The 21,253-nt window shown below is 60.6% G+C and carries 19 protein-coding genes; 12 read left to right on the top strand and 7 right to left on the bottom strand.

Going from position 1 to position 21,253, the window contains the following annotated elements; all coding sequences use genetic code 11:
- Nucleotides 1–85: 85 nt before the first annotated feature.
- The 4 genes from fdhD to GT019_RS09160 all read right to left on the bottom strand — a co-directional run bounded on the left by fdhD (nucleotide 86) and on the right by GT019_RS09160 (nucleotide 4,510).
- Nucleotides 86–895, bottom strand: coding sequence for a formate dehydrogenase accessory sulfurtransferase FdhD (fdhD, locus tag GT019_RS09175; protein ID WP_161742848.1), 810 nt, complete (start codon nucleotides 893–895; stop codon nucleotides 86–88).
- Between the two features lie 4 nt (nucleotides 896–899).
- Complete coding sequence (locus GT019_RS09170) at nucleotides 900–3,287, bottom strand: FdhF/YdeP family oxidoreductase (RefSeq protein WP_161742847.1); 2,388 nt, start codon at nucleotides 3,285–3,287, stop codon at nucleotides 900–902.
- A gap of 204 nt (nucleotides 3,288–3,491) precedes the next feature.
- The gene (locus GT019_RS09165; protein WP_161742846.1) at nucleotides 3,492–3,857 is read right to left on the bottom strand and encodes a DUF2294 domain-containing protein; all 366 of its coding nucleotides are present in this window, start codon (nucleotides 3,855–3,857) and stop codon (nucleotides 3,492–3,494) included.
- A gap of 134 nt (nucleotides 3,858–3,991) precedes the next feature.
- Nucleotides 3,992–4,510, bottom strand: coding sequence for a hypothetical protein (locus tag GT019_RS09160; RefSeq protein ID WP_161742845.1), 519 nt, complete (start codon nucleotides 4,508–4,510; stop codon nucleotides 3,992–3,994).
- 174 nt (nucleotides 4,511–4,684) lie between these two features.
- On the opposite strand from GT019_RS09160, the gene GT019_RS09155 reads away from it, so the two are divergent.
- The 11 genes from GT019_RS09155 (at nucleotide 4,685) to GT019_RS09105 (ending at nucleotide 16,381) form a co-directional block, all read left to right on the top strand.
- A complete protein-coding gene (locus GT019_RS09155) occupies nucleotides 4,685–5,251 on the top strand; it encodes a PadR family transcriptional regulator (RefSeq protein WP_161742844.1) in 567 nt (188 codons plus the stop codon).
- Between the two features lie 262 nt (nucleotides 5,252–5,513).
- The gene (locus GT019_RS09150; RefSeq protein ID WP_161742843.1) at nucleotides 5,514–6,428 is read left to right on the top strand and encodes a DMT family transporter; all 915 of its coding nucleotides are present in this window, start codon (nucleotides 5,514–5,516) and stop codon (nucleotides 6,426–6,428) included.
- A gap of 493 nt (nucleotides 6,429–6,921) precedes the next feature.
- Nucleotides 6,922–7,812: an ABC transporter ATP-binding protein gene (locus tag GT019_RS09145; protein ID WP_161742842.1), complete on the top strand. Its 891-nt coding sequence runs from the start codon at nucleotides 6,922–6,924 to the stop codon at nucleotides 7,810–7,812.
- A 50-nt stretch (nucleotides 7,813–7,862) separates the two neighbouring features.
- A complete protein-coding gene (locus GT019_RS09140; protein ID WP_161742841.1) occupies nucleotides 7,863–8,615 on the top strand; it encodes an ABC transporter permease in 753 nt (250 codons plus the stop codon).
- Nucleotides 8,616–8,618: 3 nt separating this feature from the next.
- Nucleotides 8,619–9,806, top strand: coding sequence for a sensor histidine kinase (locus tag GT019_RS09135; RefSeq protein ID WP_161742840.1), 1,188 nt, complete (start codon nucleotides 8,619–8,621; stop codon nucleotides 9,804–9,806).
- Nucleotides 9,807–9,810: 4 nt separating this feature from the next.
- Nucleotides 9,811–10,410: a response regulator transcription factor gene (locus GT019_RS09130; RefSeq protein ID WP_161742839.1), complete on the top strand. Its 600-nt coding sequence runs from the start codon at nucleotides 9,811–9,813 to the stop codon at nucleotides 10,408–10,410.
- Between the two features lie 230 nt (nucleotides 10,411–10,640).
- The gene (locus GT019_RS09125) at nucleotides 10,641–12,053 is read left to right on the top strand and encodes an S-layer homology domain-containing protein (RefSeq protein WP_161742838.1); all 1,413 of its coding nucleotides are present in this window, start codon (nucleotides 10,641–10,643) and stop codon (nucleotides 12,051–12,053) included.
- A 136-nt stretch (nucleotides 12,054–12,189) separates the two neighbouring features.
- Nucleotides 12,190–13,143 (top strand): magnesium/cobalt transporter CorA, encoded by a 954-nt coding sequence (gene corA, locus GT019_RS09120; protein WP_161742837.1) that lies wholly within the window; start codon nucleotides 12,190–12,192, stop codon nucleotides 13,141–13,143.
- Between the two features lie 62 nt (nucleotides 13,144–13,205).
- Nucleotides 13,206–13,490 (top strand): small, acid-soluble spore protein, alpha/beta type, encoded by a 285-nt coding sequence (locus tag GT019_RS09115; protein WP_161742836.1) that lies wholly within the window; start codon nucleotides 13,206–13,208, stop codon nucleotides 13,488–13,490.
- A gap of 483 nt (nucleotides 13,491–13,973) precedes the next feature.
- A complete protein-coding gene (locus GT019_RS09110; RefSeq protein ID WP_161742835.1) occupies nucleotides 13,974–14,657 on the top strand; it encodes a response regulator transcription factor in 684 nt (227 codons plus the stop codon).
- Nucleotides 14,654–16,381, top strand: a complete 1,728-nt coding sequence (locus GT019_RS09105; RefSeq protein WP_161742834.1) for a sensor histidine kinase — start codon at nucleotides 14,654–14,656, stop codon at nucleotides 16,379–16,381. The genes GT019_RS09110 and GT019_RS09105 overlap by 4 nt, the downstream gene beginning before the upstream one ends.
- Before the next feature lie 1,317 nt (nucleotides 16,382–17,698).
- Here the strand turns inward: GT019_RS09105 and GT019_RS09100 are convergent.
- The 3 genes from GT019_RS09100 to arfA form a co-directional block, all read right to left on the bottom strand.
- Complete coding sequence (locus GT019_RS09100; protein WP_161742833.1) at nucleotides 17,699–18,067, bottom strand: VOC family protein; 369 nt, start codon at nucleotides 18,065–18,067, stop codon at nucleotides 17,699–17,701.
- A 287-nt stretch (nucleotides 18,068–18,354) separates the two neighbouring features.
- Entirely contained in the window at nucleotides 18,355–18,633 is a 279-nt protein-coding gene (locus tag GT019_RS09095) for a hypothetical protein (RefSeq protein WP_328803939.1), read from the bottom strand.
- A 15-nt stretch (nucleotides 18,634–18,648) separates the two neighbouring features.
- The gene (arfA, locus tag GT019_RS09090) at nucleotides 18,649–20,166 is read right to left on the bottom strand and encodes an arabinosylfuranosidase ArfA (RefSeq protein ID WP_161742831.1); all 1,518 of its coding nucleotides are present in this window, start codon (nucleotides 20,164–20,166) and stop codon (nucleotides 18,649–18,651) included.
- 164 nt (nucleotides 20,167–20,330) lie between these two features.
- Between arfA and GT019_RS09085 the strand changes: the two genes are divergently transcribed.
- On the top strand, nucleotides 20,331–21,239 hold the full coding sequence (locus GT019_RS09085) for an ArsR/SmtB family transcription factor (protein ID WP_161742830.1): 909 nt from the start codon (nucleotides 20,331–20,333) through the stop codon (nucleotides 21,237–21,239).
- Nucleotides 21,240–21,253: the final 14 nt, after the last annotated feature.

The raw sequence follows: 21,253 nt of genomic DNA, 5'->3' as shown, positions 1-21,253 counted from the left end.
ACCCGCTCCTCGCGTGATTCGCGCGGAGCGGGTTTTGTCGTTGCGGCGTGCCGTGCCGGCGCCGAGGCGAACGGCGAACGTCGCGTTAATGCGACGGCTCGCCATCCTCCTCCGCTATCCGGTGCCCGTGCGTGTACACGTTCATCTCGTGGCCGCGGATGAAGCCCGCGCAGGTGATGCCGAGGTCGTTCGCCAGCTTCAGGGCGAGGTCCGTCGGCGCGGATTTGGAGAGGAGGATGCCGACGCCGATTTTGGCCGCTTTCAGCACGACCTCGGAGGAGAGGCGGCCGCTGAAGGCGATGATCTTGTCCGCGACGGGCAGCCGCTCCTGCAGGGCGTAGCCGAACAGCTTGTCGAGCGCGTTGTGGCGGCCGATATCGGTGCGCACCGCGATGAGCGCGTCCGCGGTGCAGAGCGCCGCGTTGTGCACGCCGCCGGTCATCCGGAAGTCGGCGGAGCTGTGCTGCAGCAGCCGCATGAGCGCCATGCACTGCCCCGGCGTCACCGTCATGCGGGTCGTCGAGGTCCGGGCCGTGCGGGCATCGCTGCGAAAATAAAACTGCCGGCTCTTCCCGCAGCACGAGCCGATGAACCGTTTCGCGTAATCGTCCTTGCCCGTCGATTGCGGCCGATGCAGCTCGGCGTACGCATAGCCGCGTTCCTCGTCGATCCGCAGCTCCTTCAATTCCTTCGCTTCGCGGATGACGCCCTCGGAGGCGAGAAAGCCGACGGCGAGCTCCGTCAGATCCGTCGGCGAACAAACGATCGTGGCGAATTCTTTGCCGTCCAGCTCCAAGGTGAGCGGGTATTCCGCCGCGATGTCGTCCTCCCGCTCGTGAATTTCCCCGTCCGCATACTTGCGGATCGCCCAGGTCGTCGTGATATGGGGCAGCATGCCGTCATCTCCTCCCTGATTCGGCCGGCGGCTCCTCGTCCCCGTCCAGCTCATGATCCAGCTCCGCGATTCTTTTTTCCACGTAACGGGTATCCTTCAGCGCGTGGAACGTATCCGCCCGCTCCATCACGACCGCCGTATTGTATTCCGGTATGCCGGCATGGGGTTCGTACACCTTCTTCGGCATCAAGGCATTGCATTCCGGCCAATACAGCTCCAGGTTGCCGGCGGCGATGGAGGCGAACTTGGCCCTGCCGTGGAACGTGCCGGAGCCGTTGTAGAGCACGACGGCGTCGCCTTCCTTGATGGCGTGCTTGGCGCCGTCGTTCGGATGCATCAGCACGTCGTACCGGTCGGCCGCGTTGAAGGGATCGGTGCTGCTGTAGATCATGGAATTGAACTGCTTGCCGCGGCGGGAGGTGACGTAGAAATGGCCCTCCGGCTTGCGCAGCTCCGGCAGCTCGATCGGCAGCAGCTGGCCGCGGCCGTCCCGCGTCGGGCAGACGCCGCCCTCGCAGAGCCAAGCGCCGCCCCATTGGAATACGTCGCCGCGGTTTTTCAGGAACTGAACGCCGTCGTAATTCGGCGCGGCGAGCGCGATCTCCGAGCGCAGGGCATGGGCGCTCCGGAACGTGACCGATTTGGCGCGCTCCGGGTAGACCCGCGCCGCCAGATCGCAGTAGATCTGCCACTCCGCGCGGGCTTCGCCGATGCGCGGACCGTCGATCTCCGGCGAGAAATACACCATCCGTTCCGTCGAGGTGGACGTGCCGCCCCCCGGCTGCTCGTAGCGGGTCATGGCCGGCAGCACGATGACCGCTTCCCGCGCGTCGGCCAGCGTCGACGTATTCAGGACGATATCCTGATGGACGCGGATATCGACCGCCTCCAGGCAGGCGCGGACGAAGTCCGGATCCGGCATCGTCTCCAGGAAATTGCCGCCGGAGGTGTAGAACAGCTTGAGCTTCCGTTCGTGGTCTTCCGGGAGCATCGCGTTCTCCAAGGTCACGCCGACGATATCGCCCTGCCATTTCGGCAGCGGAAAGCCCCAGATGCTCTCCATGCGCGGAATGTTCATGCCCGCGAACTCGCCGCCCGGCAGGCTGAACGGATCGGCCCCCATCTCGCCGGAGCCCTGCACGCCGCTATGGCCGCGAATCGGCATGAGCCCGCAGTGCTCGCGGCCGAGGAAGCCGCGTAGCAGCGCCAGGTTGGCGACCTGCGAGATGTTGTCGGTGCCGAATCGGTGCTGCGTCAGCCCCATGCTCCAGACGAAGACGCCGGACTTCGACGCCGCCAGCAGCTCGGCGAACTCGGCCATTCGCGCGCGGGACAGGCCGGAGGAGCGCTCCAGCTGCGCCCAGTCCTGGCGAAGCACATGCCCGCGCAGCGCATCGTAGCCGTTGACGTGCTCGCGCACGAACGCGCGGTCGATCGCGGAGCCGGGCCGCTCCGCCTCCATGTCGAACCAATGCTTCATGACGCCCTGCATGAAGGCGATATCCCCGCCGATGTTGACCTGGTAGAAATCGTCGGCGATTCGCGTCCCGAACAGCGCCGACTCCGCGATGGAGGGCACCCAGTAGCCGTCCATCGCCGGCTCCCGGTACGGGTTGATCACGATGATCCGCGTTCCTTTTCGCTTCGCCGCGTACATGTATTTGGTGGAGACCGGCTGGTTGTTCGCAGCGACGCTGCCCCAGAAGACGAGCACGTCGGTGCCGATCCAATCCTTGTAGTTGCAGCTCGAGGCGCCGATGCCGACCGACCGCTTGAGCGCGGTCTTGGACGGGGAGTGGCAGATGCGCGACGCGTTGTCGATATTGTTCGTGCCGAGGAAACGGGCGACCTTGGCCGCGGCGTAATACGACTCGTTCGTGATGCCGCGCGCCGTCAGGTAGAAGGCCAGCTGCTTCGGGTCGATGGCGCGGATCCGGGCAACGATCGCGTCCAGCGCCTCGTCCCACGACAGCCGGCTGAAATGCCGTTCGCCTTTTCGCCGAATGAGCGGGTAAGGCAGACGGCCGAGCTTCCGCAGCGCCGCGCTGTCCATCTTGCGCAGCTCGTCGATATCCGCATGGAGCACGGCGGGCTTGATCGCGGGCATCGTGTTCAGCCGCAGCAAATTCAGGCGCGTCGTGCAGACATGCGGACCGGCGAGCGTCCGGTCGTAGAGGCCGGACACGCCGAGCGCGCAGCCGTCGCAAACGCCCTGCGTCAGGATGCGGTAGGCGTACGGCAGATTGTCGCGGTTCTCCGCCATCACCTTCAGCGTGTCGCGGATATGATGCGGCTTCACCTTTCCGAGCCCGAACGGCATTTTGCTGACCCACAGCTTGGGATCCGGCCGGCTGGGCAATTTGATCGGTCCCGTATGCTTCGTTTTCCCCATTGGAACGAACCTCCTTGTAATCGCGTCTTGCCCCGGCATTCGGCCGGGAGAAACGAAAAACCGCGCCGAGCCGGTTTTTTCTTTCGAATGAAGCCCGCGGCGGCGTCCCTTTGCAGGAAGCCGGCGTTTCATCAGCCAAGAAAAAAACGTCTCGAACGCGGTTCGTCTCTCGCAGGTTCGCTGCCAAGCGCCAACACGCCTCAATTAACGGCTGCTGCCGAATTTGCGCTCGATGTCCTGATCGAACACGAAGATCGACATGCCGAAGTCCTTGTCAATATCGATATCCACGTACAGCTCCAGATAGCGCGCGCCGAGCAGCGCCTCCATCTCGACCGGCGGATGGTTGCGGTAAATGTCCTTCACCCACTGCGTGCGGGCTTCGCGCAGCATCTGCTTGCCGTCGCTCGCCGTCGCGATGAACTTCTCCACCGGCGACAGGTTGCCTTCCATCTCGCAGATCGCCCAATGCTTGCAGAAGGTCGTCGTAATGCGGCCGGGGCCTTTGCCCATGTGCCGTTTGCGGTATGCTTTGACCAGGTTGCTGAATTCCGCTTCGGCCTTGTTCATGCCCTGCACCTCGTTTTGCCCGCAGAACCGGTTCCGTATCGTGCGGCATCGGCTGATCGCTTAGCTTCATCTAAGTCGCAAGCCTCATCTAAGGTTAATCTTAGCAAGAAAGCGCAATCAAGGCAATGCAAGAATTACAAATTTATGCCAATTATTGCGATGAAAAACAGCGTCAGCGGGAGGAAAATGAAAGCGAGCACGGCATGGGAGGCTTCGAAATCCCTGCCGCGCGCCGACAAGGCGATATCGACGAGGAAGAACGCGGCGGCGCACGCCATGCCTACCCGGCCGAACGTCTCGTGAGCAAGGCCGAAAAACATCGCGGGAAGCAGCCACCCGAAGCAGACATGGGCGCAGAGGGACAGGACGCGGTGCGGCCATTTTCGCTTCCGCAGCCCGAACAGCGCGAATTCGACGAGCATGGAAGTGGGCACGCCGTAGAGATAATAAACGGGCGTGACGTAAAGCAGCAGCGCGGAGGCTTTGCCGAGCCAATCGGCGATCGATTCCGGCCCATAACCATCCGAGCCTCCGGCGTTATAAACGGCTGCCCAACACGAGGCGACCACGACCGTTGATATGGCAGCGCAAGTCAGTTTACGGCACAACCAAGGCTTGACGGCTTCGGACAACGAATTTACGGGCAGCGTCACGGGAATCACTCCTGCATGAAGGGTTGATCCCATCGTACCGCCGCCGGACGAAGCGGGGGAGTTCTAACTTTCATGGTACCCGGCGCCCGCCGCTGCCGCATATATATGCGTTTCGCGCCGATTTATGGTACGCTTTTGTACAAAAGAGTGCGCATGCATAGGAGGATCCCATAGATGATCGCTTTAGCTTATGCCTTGCTCGGCATGCTGGCGCGCAAGCCCTGCTCGGGCTATGAGCTCATGAAGCTGCTGAAGCTGTTCTGGCAGGCGCAGCACAGCCAGATTTACCCGCTGCTCGCGAAGCTGGAGAAGGAAGGCTTGGTCACGTTCGAGCTGATCGGCCAGACCGGCAAGCCGGACAAAAAGCTCTACAGCATCACGGATTCGGGGATCGACGCGCTCCGGGAGTGGATCCGGGAACAACCGCCGACCGACAGCACGGAGCGCGACGAGTTCCTCATCAAGATCTACGCGATCGGCCTCGTCGATCCCGAAGCGGGACGCGACCTGTTCTTGGAACGGCGGGAAGCGCTGGTCGCAAGGCTGCACCGATTGGAGGAGAGCATCAAGCTGATGGAAGAGGAACCGGGGATCCCCGTGACCGACATCGCTTCCAAGCAGTTCGGCCGCTACCTGCTCCATCAGCGGAAGGTGCGTATGGTCCGGGAGGAGATCGACTGGCTCGATTGGTCCTTGCCGTTGTTCAAGCCCTCGTCGGCGCAGACGCCGGACCATCCGTAAGTGCGGATCCGAGCATGGGTATCGGCTGGCCGTTGAGCTCGTTTACCCGTAGCCGGCGCGCGGACCGCAGCCCGGACGGTGTCGGGTTCAACCAGGCCCGCGCGTTTCGCAATCAATCCGCAGTCGGGCGTTTTAAGCTGCCATAGAGGATCGGCCTCCCGCGAGGGAGGTCGATTTTTTTGTATTGTATTTCCGCGCGGAATCCGTCACACTGTTGTCAGATTATCCAAATCCATCCTATGGAACGGAGACCGGACCATTCATGAGACAAGAGCGCAGATGGGTGTACTATGTCGGGCTGGCGGTCGTGGCCGCGATCTGGGGAGCGAATTTCGGGGTATCGCGCAAAGGGATGGAGACGTTCGATCCGGTGCTGTTCGCCTTCCTGCGCTTCTCGCTGGCGCTGCCGTTCTTCTTCCTGCTGCTGAAGCTGAAGGAAGGCAACGTCGGCATGCCCGCGAAGACGCTGCTGCGGCTGGCGGTGCTCGGCTTGGTCGGCATCACGGGACTCGAGATCGCGGTCATGTACTCCATTAAGTACACGACGCTCGCGAACGCGTCGCTGCTGAACGTCGCGCCTTGGCCGATCTTCGCCGCGCTGTTCGGGCCGTTCTTCCTGCGCGAGCGGATCACGTCCCGGCTCGTGACCGGCGGCATCGCCGCGATCATCGGCGTATGCTTCGTGATTCTCGGCGGCGGGGAAGGCTTTGACGTCTCGTCCGGGAACATGCTCGGCAATCTGCTGGCGTTCGGCGTCAGCATCGTCGGCGCGTCGTTCAATCTCGCCTGCATGCCGCTCATGAGGCAGTACTCCGCGCTGCGCGTCAGCACCTGGTACACCGCGTTCGGCGTCGTGTTCATGTTCCCGCTGACGCTCCCGTCCTGGGGCAAGGTCTCGTGGACTGCGCTAGGCGGCAGCGAATACACGGCCATCCTCTTCAACGTCTTCGTCTGCACGGTCTTCGCGTTCATCGTCTGGAATGCCGGCATGTTCAAGATCGGCGCCGCGCGGGCGAATTTCTTCCGGTACGTGGTGCCGGCATCCGCAGTCGCGGCCGGTTACCTGTTCTTCGACGAATCGGTCAGCGGCTGGCAGCTCGTCGGGACGGCGTTCATGGCGGCGGGTTTGGTCTGGATCAGCCTGGAGCGCAGGGCGCCGACGGCCGTTCTGCAATAAGTCAATAAAGTCCCCGGAAATTGGACGACCCCCGCTTCGTCCCGAAGCGGGGGTCTGTTTTTGCGTTTGCGGGGCATAGCGCCGGTATTCCTGCAGCACTGCCCTGTATGGTAAGCGTAACCGCCAATGTCTTCCTACTTTCATAACTAAATCATGCACGAAAGCAACGAAAGCCCTAACCTCTCTAACGTCCTTGCGGTTCCTCGACCGCGCCAGTGTGAATCCGTGTTCCTTCAAGCAGCCGTGTTTAAAAGGAAAATTAACTGTTGGTGATTTTGGAGGGTAAATCACGATCAATCCGAGGAAAAAACCAGAGGTTACACTTGATACAAATATAAATTATACACCTATAAATGTAAATCGTCAAGTTACAGTCGTGGCGTCAGCCGGATGACAATTGTCATGCGAAACGCATTACATTCATGCATACCGGGCCGGCCATGCCGCGGGGTACAATGAGGACATCAGAAAGACGACAAGGAGTGAACGATGCATGAAAGCAGCGATTCAGCTTAACGGCGTAAGCAAGATCTACAAGGACAAGAAGGCCGTCGACAACTTGACGCTCTCGATCGCGGAAGGCACGGTCGTGGCGCTGCTCGGTCCGAACGGCGCGGGCAAGACGACGACGGTATCGATGATTCTCGGCCTGCACAAGCCGACCATGGGCACGGTGAAGCTGCTCGGCGGCGACCCGGGCGACACCCGCGTCCGCGACCGGATCGGCGCGATGCTGCAGGACGTGAGCGTCATCGACGGCTTGAAGGTCGGCGAGAGCATCAATCTGTTCCGCAGCTATTACGAGAAGCCGCTCCCGCTCGCGTACTTGCTCAAAGTGTCCAACCTGGAGGCCGAGAAGGATAAGATGGCTTCCTCGCTCTCCGGCGGGCAGCAGCGCCGCCTCGGCTTCGCGCTGGCGCTGGCCGGCGATCCCGAGGTCATCTTCCTCGACGAGCCGACGGTCGGGATGGACGTCACCTCCCGCCAGCTGTTCTGGGATACGGTGCGCGCCATGGCGGGCAAAGGCCGGACGATCGTGCTCACGACGCACTACCTGGACGAAGCGGACAGCGTCGCGGACCGCATCGTCGTGATCAACAACGGCAAGATCATCGCCGACGGCACGCCGGGCGAGATCAAATCGGAAACGACCGGACGCGTCATCTCGTTCGTAGCGGGGCCGACGGTCAAGACGGAGGCGCTGCTCGCGCTGCCGAGCGTCACGGACGTGGAATGGAGCGGACGCAAAGTAAAGGTGTTCGGCACCGACACCGACCGGCTGATCCGCGCGCTCGTCGAAGGCAAGTTCGACATGCGCGATATCGAGATTCATAGCGGCGGTCTGGAAGACGCGTTCCAAGCGCTCGTTCAGCAGGCCAATTAGTCGGCCCGGCCGAATCGCATACACCACCACTTATAAGGGGATGAATACAAATGAATCAAACGATGCTTCGGGCGACGGTCGCCCAGTGCAAGGCGGAGTTGCTGCGTACGGTCCGCAATAAACGATTCGTCATTTTCTCGGTCATCATGCCGGTAATCTTCTACTTCCTTTTCTCGAGCACGATCGGGGACCAGGATATCGCCGGCACGAATTTCAATGCCTATTACCTCATGTCCATGACCTGCTATGGCATCATCGGCGCGAGCTTCACTACCTTCAGCATGCGGCTCGCCCGCGAGCGCTCCCAAGGCTGGATCCGGATGCTGAAGATCACGCCGCTCCCTTCGTGGGCGTACATCGTCTCGAAGATCGGCGCGCAGGCGCTGATCAACCTCTTCATCATTGTCATGATGTTTTTGATCGGCGGCATCGGCAAGCATATCGACCTGCCGGTATCGACTTGGCTCTCTTGCGGCGCTTGGATCTGGATCGGCGGCATGTCGTTCATGGCGCTCGGCACGCTGTTCGGCTCGATGCGCAACCCGGACGCGGTGCAGGTCATCAGCATGATCGTGTATATGGGGATGTCCGTGCTCGGCGGCTTGTGGATGCCGGTCACGACGATGTCGGCGACGATGCAGGATATCGCCAAGGCGCTGCCGACGTACCGGCTCGGCCAGGGGGCGTGGAACATGCTTTCCGGCGGCGCGCTCGATTGGGGCGGCATCGGAATTTTGGCTGCATACGTGGTCGTGTTCATGGTAGTATCCTCTTATATCATGAGAAAGCAGGAAGCGGTGTAGTTCATGCGCAAATGGTTGAACGGGCGGCCCAATTACCAGGGACCGCCTCTCGTCTTTACCCTGGTCTGGCTCGTCTACCTGGTGTTTCCGCTCGTGTCGTTATTTCAGCTGCCGGCCGTCGAGATCGTCGAAGGACTCGGCGCCGTGCTGGTGTTCGTAGCCTTGTACATCTGCGGTTACTTGTACGAACGCCCTCGCCTGGTCGCGGTGCTCGGTTTGCTATTGATCGCGCTGCTGTTTTGCTTGAAGTTCGATGCCACCGGCGTCTACCTGGCCTTCTACCCGTCCCCGATCATCGGGCAGCTGAAGAAGCGGCGGGACCTTGTCGTCGGGTACGCGGCCATGCTTTCGTTTTTCACGTACGTGATCGCGCATTTCCAGGTGTACAACGACCAGGATATGCTCGTGCAGCTTCTGCCCGCCATGCTGGTGATGCTCATCATGCCGGTCGGTTTCAAGCTGGGACAGCGTTCGAAGGAGCTGCGGATGAAGCTGAACCTGGCCAACGAGGAGATCGCGCGGCTGTCCAAGAACGAGGAACGGCAGCGCATCTCGCGGGATCTGCACGACACGCTCGGGCACACGCTTTCGCTGATCACGCTCAAGAGCGAGCTGGCCGAGAAGCTGATCGGGAAAAATCCGGAGCGCGCCGCGCAGGAAGTGAAGGATATTCAGATGACCTCGCGCGCCGCGCTCAAGCAGGTGCGCGAGCTGGTCTCGGGCATGAACGCGGTGACGATCGGCCAAGAAGTCGACCATGCCAAGCAAATTCTTGCCGCCGCGGGTATCGTGCTGGAGCAGCGCGGCGACCTCGCAACCGGAGTGCCTGCGGATTCCGGCGATGACGGGCGGAGCGATCCCGAGACACGGAGTTCCTCTCCCCTGATAGAGAACATTCTCGGCATGTGTCTAAGGGAGTCGGTCACGAACGTCGTGAAGCACAGCCGGGCCAGCGTATGCACGGTCGAGCTGCGGCGGGAGCCGGGCAGGCTGCGGTTGACGGTCGAGGATGACGGGGTCGGCCTGCCGAGCAAGGATGAAGCCGCCGCCGGCTGCAACGGCATGAAGGGGATGCGCGACCGGCTGAAGCTCATCGAAGGCGTGCTGACGGCGGAGCGGTTGGATGCGAAGCATGGAACGCGGCTCGTGTTCGCGGTGCCGCTCGTGGATAAAGCAGGGGAAGGCGGATAGCGTTATGAAAGTCATCGTGGCGGAAGATCAAGGCATGCTGCGCGGCGCGCTGAGCGCGCTGCTGGATTTGGAAGACGACATCGAAGTCGTGGCGCAGGCGGAGAACGGGCGGCAGGCGCTCGAGCAGATCGAACGGCTCCAGCCCGACATCTGCGTCATGGATATCGAAATGCCGCATATGAGCGGCTTGGATGTCGCGGAGAAGTTGAAGGAGCTCGACCATTCCTGCAAAGTCGTCATCTTGACGACGTTCTCGCGCTCGGGCTATTTTCAGCGGGCGATGAAGGCGGGGGTGCGCGGCTTCCTGCTCAAGGATTCGCCGATCGACGAGCTCGGCGCCGCGCTGCGGCAGGTCTACAAGGGCGGCCGGGCGGTCAGCCCGGAGCTCGCCATGTCGTTCTTCGACAGCGAGAATCCGCTCTCCGAGCGGGAGCGCGAGGTGCTGAAGCTGGCCGCGGAGGGGCTCTCCGCTGGCGATATCGCCGGCAGGCTCTACCTGTCCGCCGGCACCGTGCGCAATTATTTGTCCGAGGCGATCCAGAAGCTGGAGGCCAAAAACCGGATCGACGCGATCGGGATCGCGGAGAAGAACGGTTGGTTGTAAGTCGATGCCCCCGACGGCCGAGTCTAGGCCGTTCGGGGTGTTTTTGCGTTCACGGGGTTCAAAATATTGTAAAAGGTGTGGAATTTTATGTTAAGCTAGTAACGGATTCGGCTTGCTAGAATGCTAGTTTTGCCGAAATCCCGCTTGCGGAATGCATCGTATGCGGGATGCATGGATGACGAGATGCGAGATGCAAGGACATTGCCTGCCGGGAGGATATTCGAAGCGAAATGCGAAAAATAGCGATTGCACTTATCATGGTCATGGCATGGACAACGATTCTGGCCGGCTTCGCGCCGAACTCGGCCGCTGCGGCGGCATCCGGTTCGCCGAGCGCTTGGGCCAAGCCGGAGATCGAGGCGGCGATCTCGAGCGGATTGATCCCGCACGGTTTGACGAATAGCTACCAGCTCGCGCTGACGCGGCAGGAATTCAGCGATATGGCGGTGCAGCTCTACGAAGTGCTCACGGACGAGCAGGCGCCGGCGCCGGGCGCCAATCCGTTCAAGGATACGAACAGCGCCGCCGTGCTGCAGGCGTACGCGCTGGGCATCGTGAAGGGAACGGGCGGCAGCCGCTTCTCGCCGAAAGCGACGATCACGCGCGAGCAGATCGCGCTGATGCTGTACAACACGCTCGTGAAGGCAGGCTTTCAGGCCGAGCTGGCGGAAGGTCAAGGCGATTCGCCCGTCTTCGCGGACGCGAAGCAGCTGGCCGCTTGGGCTCGCGGGGCCGTCGGGACGCTGACCGCGAGCGGCGTTATGAAAGGCAACGGAACCGGCGCTTACGCGCGCTTCATGCCCAAGGATACCACGACGCGGGAACAGTCGATCGTGCTCGTGTACCGGATATTCGAGCAGTTCGGACGGTATTTCGTCCGGGACGAGTCGGATCTGCTGAACGCGCCGCTGCAGTCGAAGCCGGTGGTCATCAAGGATGACCGGGCACGAACGGTGGACAAGGCCGCGCGCGAGATCTTGGCGGCGATCATCGGGCCGGATATGACGGACTACGAGCGCGAGCTTGCCATCCACGATTACATTTTGCTCCACACCGCATACGATTACGACAATTACCGCAAGGATACGGTTCCGGCCGACTCGTATACGATGTACGGCACGCTCGTCAACGGCATCGCCGTGTGCCAAGGATACGCCTACACGGCCCAGCTGCTGCTGCGCATGGCGGGCATCGAGACGTATTACGTGCGGGGCACGGCGGGCGGAGGCGCGCATGCCTGGAACAAGGTCAAGATCGACGGGGCGTATTACAACCTCGACGTTACGTGGGACGATCCCGTGCCGGACGTGGAAGGAAGGCTGGCCTACGGGTATTTCAACGTGACGGACGACGAGCTTCGCCGCGATCACGAATGGACCGACAAGCTGCCGAAGGCGACCGCGGCGGCGCTCAATTACTATGCCGTCAACGGCTTGACCGTGGATACGCCGGAAGCGTTCGCGGCGAGAATCGATGCCGCGATCGAAGCGGGCAGCGAATCCATCACGCTGAAGCGTACCTACTTGGACGCGGAAGGCCCGGATACGTGGAACGACATCATCATGAACCACGACGGCATCCGGAGTTATACGTATACGCTGGATAACAGCGGCGTCGTGAGCTTCAAGTTCTTGTATCGCTGACTCTGGATGAGGATCGCCGCAGAGGCTGCCTCGGTGCCCTTCGGCCGCGCTCGGGCCGAGGTGTTTCCTGCGCCGCATTGCTTCGGGAAAATCCATAGTGCTACACTATAGGAAAAACAGATGGAGCGACCGCATCATGATTCGAATCATAGCCATAACGGACGATCGGCGCATCGTTCACTTGACCTCATTGGATAAACTGGCGGATTATAACGTCACCTGGTATTGGGCCGACTTCTTGGCGCCGTCGCCCGAGGAAGTGCATTTGCTCGGCGAAGGCTATTTTCACTTTCATCCGCTCACGATCGAGGACTGCCTCTATTACCTCCAGCGCCCGAAGATGGACCATTACGACGACGTGCATTTTCTCGTGCTGCATGCGATGATGCAAGAAACGATGGAGACGCAGGAGGTAGACCTGTTCATCGGCCCCAATTATTTGGTCAGCTATCATGTGCATCCGCGCCGCGAGATCGAACGGGCCCGCGAGAAGATTATCCAGAAGCCGCACTGGGAGACGCACGGCTGCCTTCATGCCGCGTATACGGTCATCGACGAGCTGGTCGACGAATATTTCCCGACGGCGCAGGCGATCGAGGATCAAATTTTCGAATTCGAGACCGGGCTTCAGGAGCAGAACATTCAAGCGAAGCTCGTGCAGGTGTTCGAGATCCGGAACAAGCTGCTGAAATTGCGCAAGACGGTCGTGCCGATGCGGGAGCTGGTGTATCGGATTCTCCAAACCCAGCGGATCGAGGATTTGCGCCAGTATCATCTCTTTTTCACCGACATCTACGATCATCTGCTCAAGCTCGTCGAGATCGTCGACTCCAACCGCGAGATGACCTCGGATTTGCGCGATCATTACATGTCCTTGAGCACGAACCGAATGAATACGATCATGAAGACGCTGACCGTCATCACGGTCATCTTCATGCCGCTGACGTTCATCGCGGGCATCTACGGCATGAATTTCGTCAATATGCCCGAGCTGACGTGGCATGCGGGCTATTACGCGGTGCTGGGCGTGATGGCGGTGCTCGCCGTCCTCATGTACGGCTGGTTCAAAGCCAAAGGCTGGTTCAATTGACGCATAAGCGGCTGCCGATTCGGGGAACGTATGCTTAAACGATTTCCGAGGAGGCAAAGGCAATGGCAAGACGCAGTCGGAGAAAACATCTCGTCCCGGGCGCGGATGCCGCGATGAGCGCGTTCAAGGCCGAAGTGATGCGCAAGGAAGGCTTCGTCGTGAATCCGAGGCAGCCGGACGACGTGAAATTCGAAGTGGCGCAATCGCTCGGTATCCCGCTGGAACGGGGATACAACGGAGGCGCGTCCACGGAGTCGATGGGCCAGATCGGCGGGCAAATCGGCGGCGCGATGGTCAAGGAGCTCGTGCGCATGGCGCAGGAGAAGCTGGCGAATCGCCAGCCGTGACGCATGAGAATCGCGCGGAGAAGCTGGCCAACCGCTAGCCGTGACGCATTAGAATCGCGTGGAGAAGCTGGCGAACCGCCAGCTGTGACGCATGAGAATCGCGCGGAGAAGCTGGCGAACCGTCAGCCGTGACGCATGCGCATTGCGCGGAGAAGCTGGCGGCCTCTACCAACCGTAAAGGGCCGAGCTTTGCCGGTGCAGCCGGAATTGGCCGACATGGCCGTATGGCAGAGCTTCGTCACGCTGGACGGCATCAAGTTCGCCGTAGTAAAGCAAATACGCAAACAACAGGGAAATAAACAGCAAACCCAACCATCGGCGCCGGCGCGCAGGATGGTTTTTTTCTGCGTGCCTGCTCCTATTTTCGCACGCCTAATTTCGCGCGCGCTCGGTTTTCAGCTAATTTTCAGATTGGCTTCAGTCGCGTTTCAGGATCGGTGGCTATACTTAGTCCTATCTTAGTTCAATGGGGGTTGTTTGCTTATGCCCGCGGCTATTCTTGTCATCGAGGACGATCACTATATTCAGGAGCTCATCGCCGAGTTTCTAAGAGCCCAGCAGTACGAGGTCGACGTGGCCGAGGACGGGCTCGAAGGCTGGGAGAAATTTCAGTCCGGGACGTACGACTTGGTGATTCTCGATCTGATGCTCCCGACGTTGGACGGTTATACGATCTGCAGGCGCATCCGGGAGAAGGGCGACACGCCCGTTATCGTGCTGACGGCGCTTGGCGAGGAGAAGGACCAGCTCCGGGCGTTCGAGGAGGAGGCCGACGACTATATCACGAAGCCGTTCTCGTTCCATGTGCTGACGAAGCGGGTGGAGGCCGTGCTGCGCCGCACGCGGAGCGCGCAGTCCGGAGAACAGCTATGGAACGGCAGGCTGCGGCTGGACGCCGATGCGTACAAGGTATTCGTCGACGGCAAGCTCGTGGAGACGACGACCAAGGAGTTCGACATCTTGAACACGCTCATTCATAACGCCGGCCGGATCATGACGCGGGACATGCTGCTGGATAAAGTATGGGGCTACGACTTCTTCGGCGATTCGCGCATCGTGGACGCGCATATCAAGAACATCCGCAAGAAGCTCGGCATCTCCATCATCCGCACGGTCAAAGGCGTCGGCTATTCGCTGGAATCGGAGCTGGCCGGGGTGGGGGGATGATCCGGCGCAAGGGCATCCGGTTCAAAATTTTCCTCGTCACGACGGCGCTGCTCGTCGTCTCGGCGGTGCTGATCTACTTGACGCTGTATTTCATGCTGCCGAGCTATTACAAGTACATCAAGCAATCGCGGCTGGAAAGCGGCGTGAACGAGCTCGTTCGCTCCGTGAACGGACAGCCGGTGGAGGACGCGCTGCCGCTGATCGCCCGGTTCGGTCAGGAGCATAACGCCGTCATGATGCTGCGGGACAAGGACGGAGGCGGCTATTACATACCGCCGAATTTTCGTTCGTTCAAAGGCTGGCTGGCCGGCAGCTCCGGCGTGGGCGGCTATCCGCTGCTGCGCAAGCAGCTGGAGACCGGGCGCTTCGTGGACGGGCGCGACGGTTCGGTGCGCGTCGGGCCGGCGGGACCCGCGGGCGACGGGGAGACGCATATTCTGAGCGCCGAACGGAAGGTCGCGTTCGCCGAAAGCGACGAATCGTTCACGCTGTACGTCGACGCGCCGCTGCAGCCGATCGGGGAAGCCGCGGACGTGATCCTGCTGTTCCTGCCGTACATGCTCATTCCGATCCTGCTCATCGCGATCGGAGGCGCCTTTATCTACGCCCGGCTGATCGCCCGTCCGCTGCTGTCGCTGAACGGCGTGGCGCACCGGCTCGCCAAGCTGGACTTCACGGTGACGGAGCCCGCGTTGAAATCGCATGACGAGCTGGGCGAGCTGTCGCTCAGTTTAAGCAAGCTGGCGGTCAACCTGCAGTCGACGATGGGCGAGCTGCAGGACGCCAACGCCCAGCTCAAGAGCGATATCGAGCTTGAACGCGAGCAGGAGGCGAAGCGGCGCGAGTTCGTGGCGACGATCTCGCATGAGCTGAAGACGCCGATCACCGCGGTCAGCGGCCAGCTCGAGGCGATGATCGGGAACGTCGGGCCGTTCCGCGACCGCGATACGTATCTGCGCAAGTCGTATTCGATCATGCAGGACATGGACAAGCTCGTGCACGAGCTCTTGGAGCTCTCGAAGCTGGAGAGCCGCGAATTCCGGCCGCTCATGCGGAAAGTAGACTTGTCCGAGCTCGTGCGGGAAGCGATGAACAACATGAGCTACCTCGCCGGCGTGAAGCATATGGAGCTTGCCTGCGACCTGCCGGAGGAAGCGATGATCATCGCCGACGAGCGGCTGATCTCCAAGGCCGTGTCGAACATCATCACGAATGCCGTGCAGTATTCCGGCGAGGGCGAGCGGGTGTACATCAGGCTTGCGGAGGAGCGGATCACCCTCCCGCCGTCGTCGGCGTTGACGGAACAGACGGCGGAAGCGGCGCGGCGGAAGGACGAAGCGACGGAGCGGAAGGTCGAATCGACGGAACGAAGAGCGGGAGCGGTGGATTTTGCGGACTTAAAAGCTAGCGTCCCCGGGAACGGGGTCACGCTTGAGGGGCAGCCGGCGACAGCGTCGGAGCCGCCGATCGGCTTGGACGCCGTCCCGCTGCTGCGTTTCCGGCTGGAGGTGCTCAATACCGGCGTTCAGCTGGACGAATCGAAGCTGCCGCGCCTGTTCGAGCCGTTCTTCCGCGCCGAGCAGTCGCGCAGCCGCTCCACGGGCGGCAGCGGCCTTGGGCTGTATATCGTCAGCAAAGTGCTGGATGCCCACGGCGCGCAATACCGTATCGGCAATACGCCCGAGGGCGTCCGGTTCGACGTGGTTTTGCCGGGAGCGGCGTAGACGCGTCCGTCGGGGATCGGAGAGGTTCCTGGGAGAGCCGGGAGGGGGATTTGCTAGGCTCTGAAAGAGTCTGCAAGAATGCGGGTCTCCGGACTCTGGAAAAGGTCCATAGGATTGCAAGACTTTGGAAGGGCCAGGGATTGCGGGTCTTCGGAAAGGTCCCGTATGAGTTTAGAAAGGCAAAGCAGGGATTGCGGGTCGGGATAAGCAGGGATTTGCGGGTCTTCGGATCGTTCGAGTCAGGCGAGCAAGCAGGATTGCGTGGGGGTCTTCGTGAAGGGGCTGTATGTGTTTAGAAGAGCAAGCGGGATTGCAGGCCTTCGGGAAGGGTCTGTATGTGCTTAGAAGAGCAAAGCAGGGAGTGTGCGTCTTCGGAAGGGCCCGTATGAGTTTAGAAAGGCAAAGCAGGGATTGCGGGTCGGGACAAGCAGGGATTTGCGGGTCTTCGGATCGTTCGAGTCGGGCGAGCAAGCGGGATTGCGTGCGGGTCTTCGGGAAGGGTCTGTATGTGTTTAGAAGAGCAAAGCAGGGAGTGCGCGTCTTTGGAAGGGCCCTTATGAGTTTGAGGAAAGCAGGGATTGTGGGTCATCGGGGAGGGTCCATACGAGTTAGGCAAGCAAGCAGGGATTGCGGGTCTTGGGAAAGGGACGCGCAGAGATTGGAGTCTCCGGGGAGCTCGCGGATTGCGCGGCCATTCGGAGGCTTCTTTCGTTTGCGGGAAGAAGCGGTTGGGGAGCAGGGCTCGACCGAGTAGTCGAATGGGTGAGTGCATTCGTACGCTCGGGGGGATGGGATTATTAGGTGAGGAATTGCTGCAAATCTGCAGCAATATGCAAGCCGGATCTAGTCTGGGAGAAAATTGCGGCGATAATGCAGCAATTTTACATGCGCATCCTCGAAATCGAACATTAAGCAGTAAATTGCTGCACTTTCGCAACAATAAGGCGCTGATCAGACGTTTTCAACGAAAATTCCTGCATGATTGCAGCAATCTGTGCTTACGCGTCATGGCGCTGAAGGCGGGATGTGTCAGAACGCAGTTCAAAGCTCGAAGCCTCAAAGCTCGAAGCTCGAAACTCGAAGCTCGAAACTGAAAGCTCGAAACTCGAAGCTCGAAGGCAGAGGTAGAATGCTACTCCGTAATTTAAGAGGTTTACCTCCGCCCTGGCAGCTCTAATCGATGTGCAAGCTCTCGGCCATCATCGTGTTCCTCTTCCTTAATTGTCTTATCCTGCAGAGTTTCGTTTCCATCGTGCACTACACATCTCCAAAATACCGCCGCGCAGCTTGCGATGCCTTACCAGTTATCCCCGAGGCTTACTCCATGAACTCGAGCCGATTGCCGAACGGGTCGTTCAGGAAGAAACGGCGGACGCCTTCATCGGTTCTGGCCTCGTCGCGCGCGATCGGCAAGCCGAGTCCGTCAAGATGCCGCATCAGGGCGTCAAGCTGCCGGACGACGAAGGCCGGGTGGGCTTTCGTCGCCGGAATGAAGTCCGGCTGCACGCCGACGTGAACCTGCTGCGCGCCGCATTGAAACCATGCGCCGCCGCGCTGCCGAAGCGATTCCGGCTTCGCGATCTCCGGCCAGCCGAGCACGCCGGCGTAGAATGCCCTTGCGGCGTCCTCGCAACCCGCGGGCGCGGCCAGCTGGACATGGTCGATTCCGATAAACGAGAAGCTCATGCATAGTCGCCTCCGATAGATTATGCAATAGTTTCATACCTCGAAACAAAGTTTCATTATAATATTATAATACGTCCGCGACCGCCGGGATAGCCAGCCTGTTTTTCGTTATGCCCATCATCGAACAAGGTCCGGCTATTGCGAAGGGCCCTGCTTTAATCAAAGGCATTAATTTCTATGACGCAACAAAAACGCTTCATTGCCATGACGCAGCCGTAGACTAAGGCGCTACAATAACAAAAAGGCTTAGTTGCCATGACGCAGCCGTAGACAAAAACATGCAGTTGTTAAGGCGCTGCGATAACAAGGACACTCAATTGCAAAAGAGCCGCCGCGCCTTCACGCGAACATGAAGGCGCGGCAGCTCTTTTGCGTTTAATCTTGATGCCGCGCGAGGTGATCTCGAACGACGCGGCGACGTCGAACGCCGTCTGCTTGTAATCCCGGCCCCGGTTCACTTTCTTCCATGCCTGCGGATGGAAGGCGATGAGATCCCTGCCGACGCCGAGCGCATCGGAGTCAGCCAGCTTCAAACGCTCCACGGCCGCTTTGCGTTCCTCGCCGATCAGCTTGGCCAGCGCTTAGCCGGCGGACAGCTTCGCGCGGATTACGTTCCAGGACGCTTTGCCGAGCGAAGCGCGGATGCCGCTGCCGTCCGCCAAGGCGCTGCCGCGCGCGTGCGGAGCGACGCGATCCGGCGCATCCTGCGTATTGGCGGCTTTCAGATCGTCGCTTTCCAGCACGAGATGCTCGAGCACCCGGAAGTCGCCGAAGCTGCGCAGGTCGATATCGAGCGGCAGCGATTCGCTCAGGTGGCGGTTGACCGCGAAGATCGTCAATTCGCCGGCCGCCTCGTTATGCACCGCGACCGCGTCGAGATACGGAACGTCGGTGTAGTCCGTGGCGTCGTATTTGGGCGACGTCACGAGCGGTACCAGTACCGTGCCGCGCCCGAAGACGCTGGCATGCATGTACGGGTAGTAGATCGTCTGTTTCCAAGCGCCGCCTCCGTTTGCGGTCATGATCGGCGCGATGACGTTGACGAGCTGCGCCATGCAAGCCATCCGCACGCGGTCCGCCCGTTTCAGCAGGCTGATCAGCATGCTGCCGACGAGCAGCGCGTCCTCGTGATTATAGACGTCCTCGAGCTGCGGCGGGGCGACCGACCACGGCTCGAGCTTGGAGTCGGCCGCGTTGGAGTGGTACCAGACGTTCCATTCGTCGAAGGAGAGATGAACCTTCTTCTTGCTGCGCTTCTTCGCTTGAATGTAATCGCAGGTCGCGATAACGGTATTGATGAAGGAATCCATGCCCATGGATTGGGCGAGGAAATTCGCCGTGTCGTTGTCGCGATTGCCGTAATACTGATGCAGCGACAGGTAGTCCACCTGGTCGTAACAAAGATCGAGCACCGTGCGCTCCCATTCCGGGAAGGTCGGCATGGCGAGGCTGGAGCTACCGCAGGCGACCAGCTCGATGGACGGGTCGACCCAGCGCATGGCCTTGGCGCTTTCGGCCGCGATCCGGCCGTATTCCGTGGCAGTCTTGGCGCCGATTTGCCAAGGGCCGTCCATTTCGTTGCCGAGGCACCAGGTCTTGATGCCGTGCGGCTGCTTATAGCCATGCTGCGCGCGCAGGTCGCTCCAATACGATCCGGACGGATGGTTGCTGTATTCCACGAGCTGCCGGGCTTCTTCGGGTCCGCGCGTGCCTAGGTTGACCGCCATCATCGGGGACGTGTTCGCCTTGCGGCACCAATCGACGAATTCGTTCAGGCCGATCAGGTTCGGCTCGACCGTGCGCCAGGCCAGCTCGAGACGTTTCGGGCGAAGCTCCACGGGACCGACGCCGTCCTCCCAGTTGTAACCGGATACAAAATTACCGCCGGGATAGCGGACGATCGGAACGTCGATGCCTTTGACCAGCTCCAGCACGTCGCTTCGGAAACCTTGTTCGTCGGCCGACGGATGCCCCGGCTCGTAAATGCCGCCGTAAACCGCGCGCCCCAAATGCTCGATGAACGATCCGTAGATTCGTTTGTCCACTTCGCCGATCGTAAAATCTTTGTCCACGATCATTTTCGCTTTCATTGACACCATGGCTCACCTCGTTGTTTAATTAACAGTATTATTAACTACTTAACATAATTGCATGTCTAACCCTATTAAACATCATGCCTTCGGCCGCGCGCAAGCTTTTCTTTCCTCCGGAATTGAATTAATATAATGGTTAACTTAACTAGAGCGAGAGCGGAGTGAATAGGATGATACGCGCGAATTTGGACCGAAAATGGCTTCCCCTCTACGAGGCGCTGGCGAGCGACGTGCGCCTGCGGATCCTGGAGCTTCTCTCGGCCGAGCCCATGAACGTGAAAGAGCTGGCCGCGGCGCTCGGCCTCAGCAGCGCCATCGTGACGATGCACACGAAGAAGCTGGAGAAGGGCGGCCTGATCCAGACGAAGCTCGTCCGGCGGGGCGGAGGCACGCACAAGATTTGCTCGTTGGCCGTAAGCCTGGTCGAGCTGACGATTCCGCAAGCCGCGGGCGAGAAGCGGGAATACCAGGAGGTGTCGGTGCCGGTCGGGCACTATACGGGGTTCGAAGTGCACCCGACCTGCGGGCTCGCGACGACGGAGCGGGTCATCGGGCAGTTCGACGATCCCCGGTTTTTCATGGAGCCGGAACGGATGCACGCGCAGATTCTCTGGTTAGGCAAAGGCTTCGTCGAATACCGGATCCCCAATTACGTGCTGCCGGGCCAAACGCTCGAGGAAATCGAGATCTCGTTCGAGATCGGATCGGAAGCGCCCGACGTTCGGGTGGACTGGCCGTCGGACATCCATTTCTATCTGAACGACACGCTGCTCGGCGTCTGGACGAGCCCGGGCGACTCCGGAGAAGGGCGCGGCCGGCTGACGCCCGCCTGGTGGACCGTCAATCAATACGGCTGGCTGAAGGTGATCCGCATCACGAACGCGGGCACCTTCATCGACGGGCAGCGGCTGTCCGGGGTGACGCTGCAGGATATCGTCAGGGCGCGCAACGACTGGCAGCTCCGGTTCGCGGTTCCGGAGGATGCCGAGCATGTCGGGGGACTTACCCTCTACGGCGAAGGCTTCGGCAATTACAATCAGTCCATCCTCTTCCGCACGTACCGGAGCGGAGGGAACTGAATGAGTGGGAATAT

This window comes from Paenibacillus glycinis, assembly GCF_009909185.1.
In the GTDB taxonomy this organism is placed as follows: Bacteria; Bacillota; Bacilli; order Paenibacillales; family Paenibacillaceae; genus Paenibacillus_Z; species Paenibacillus_Z glycinis.
Note: the sequence above shows the minus strand (reverse complement) of the source record. Positions and strands in the feature narration are given on the sequence as shown.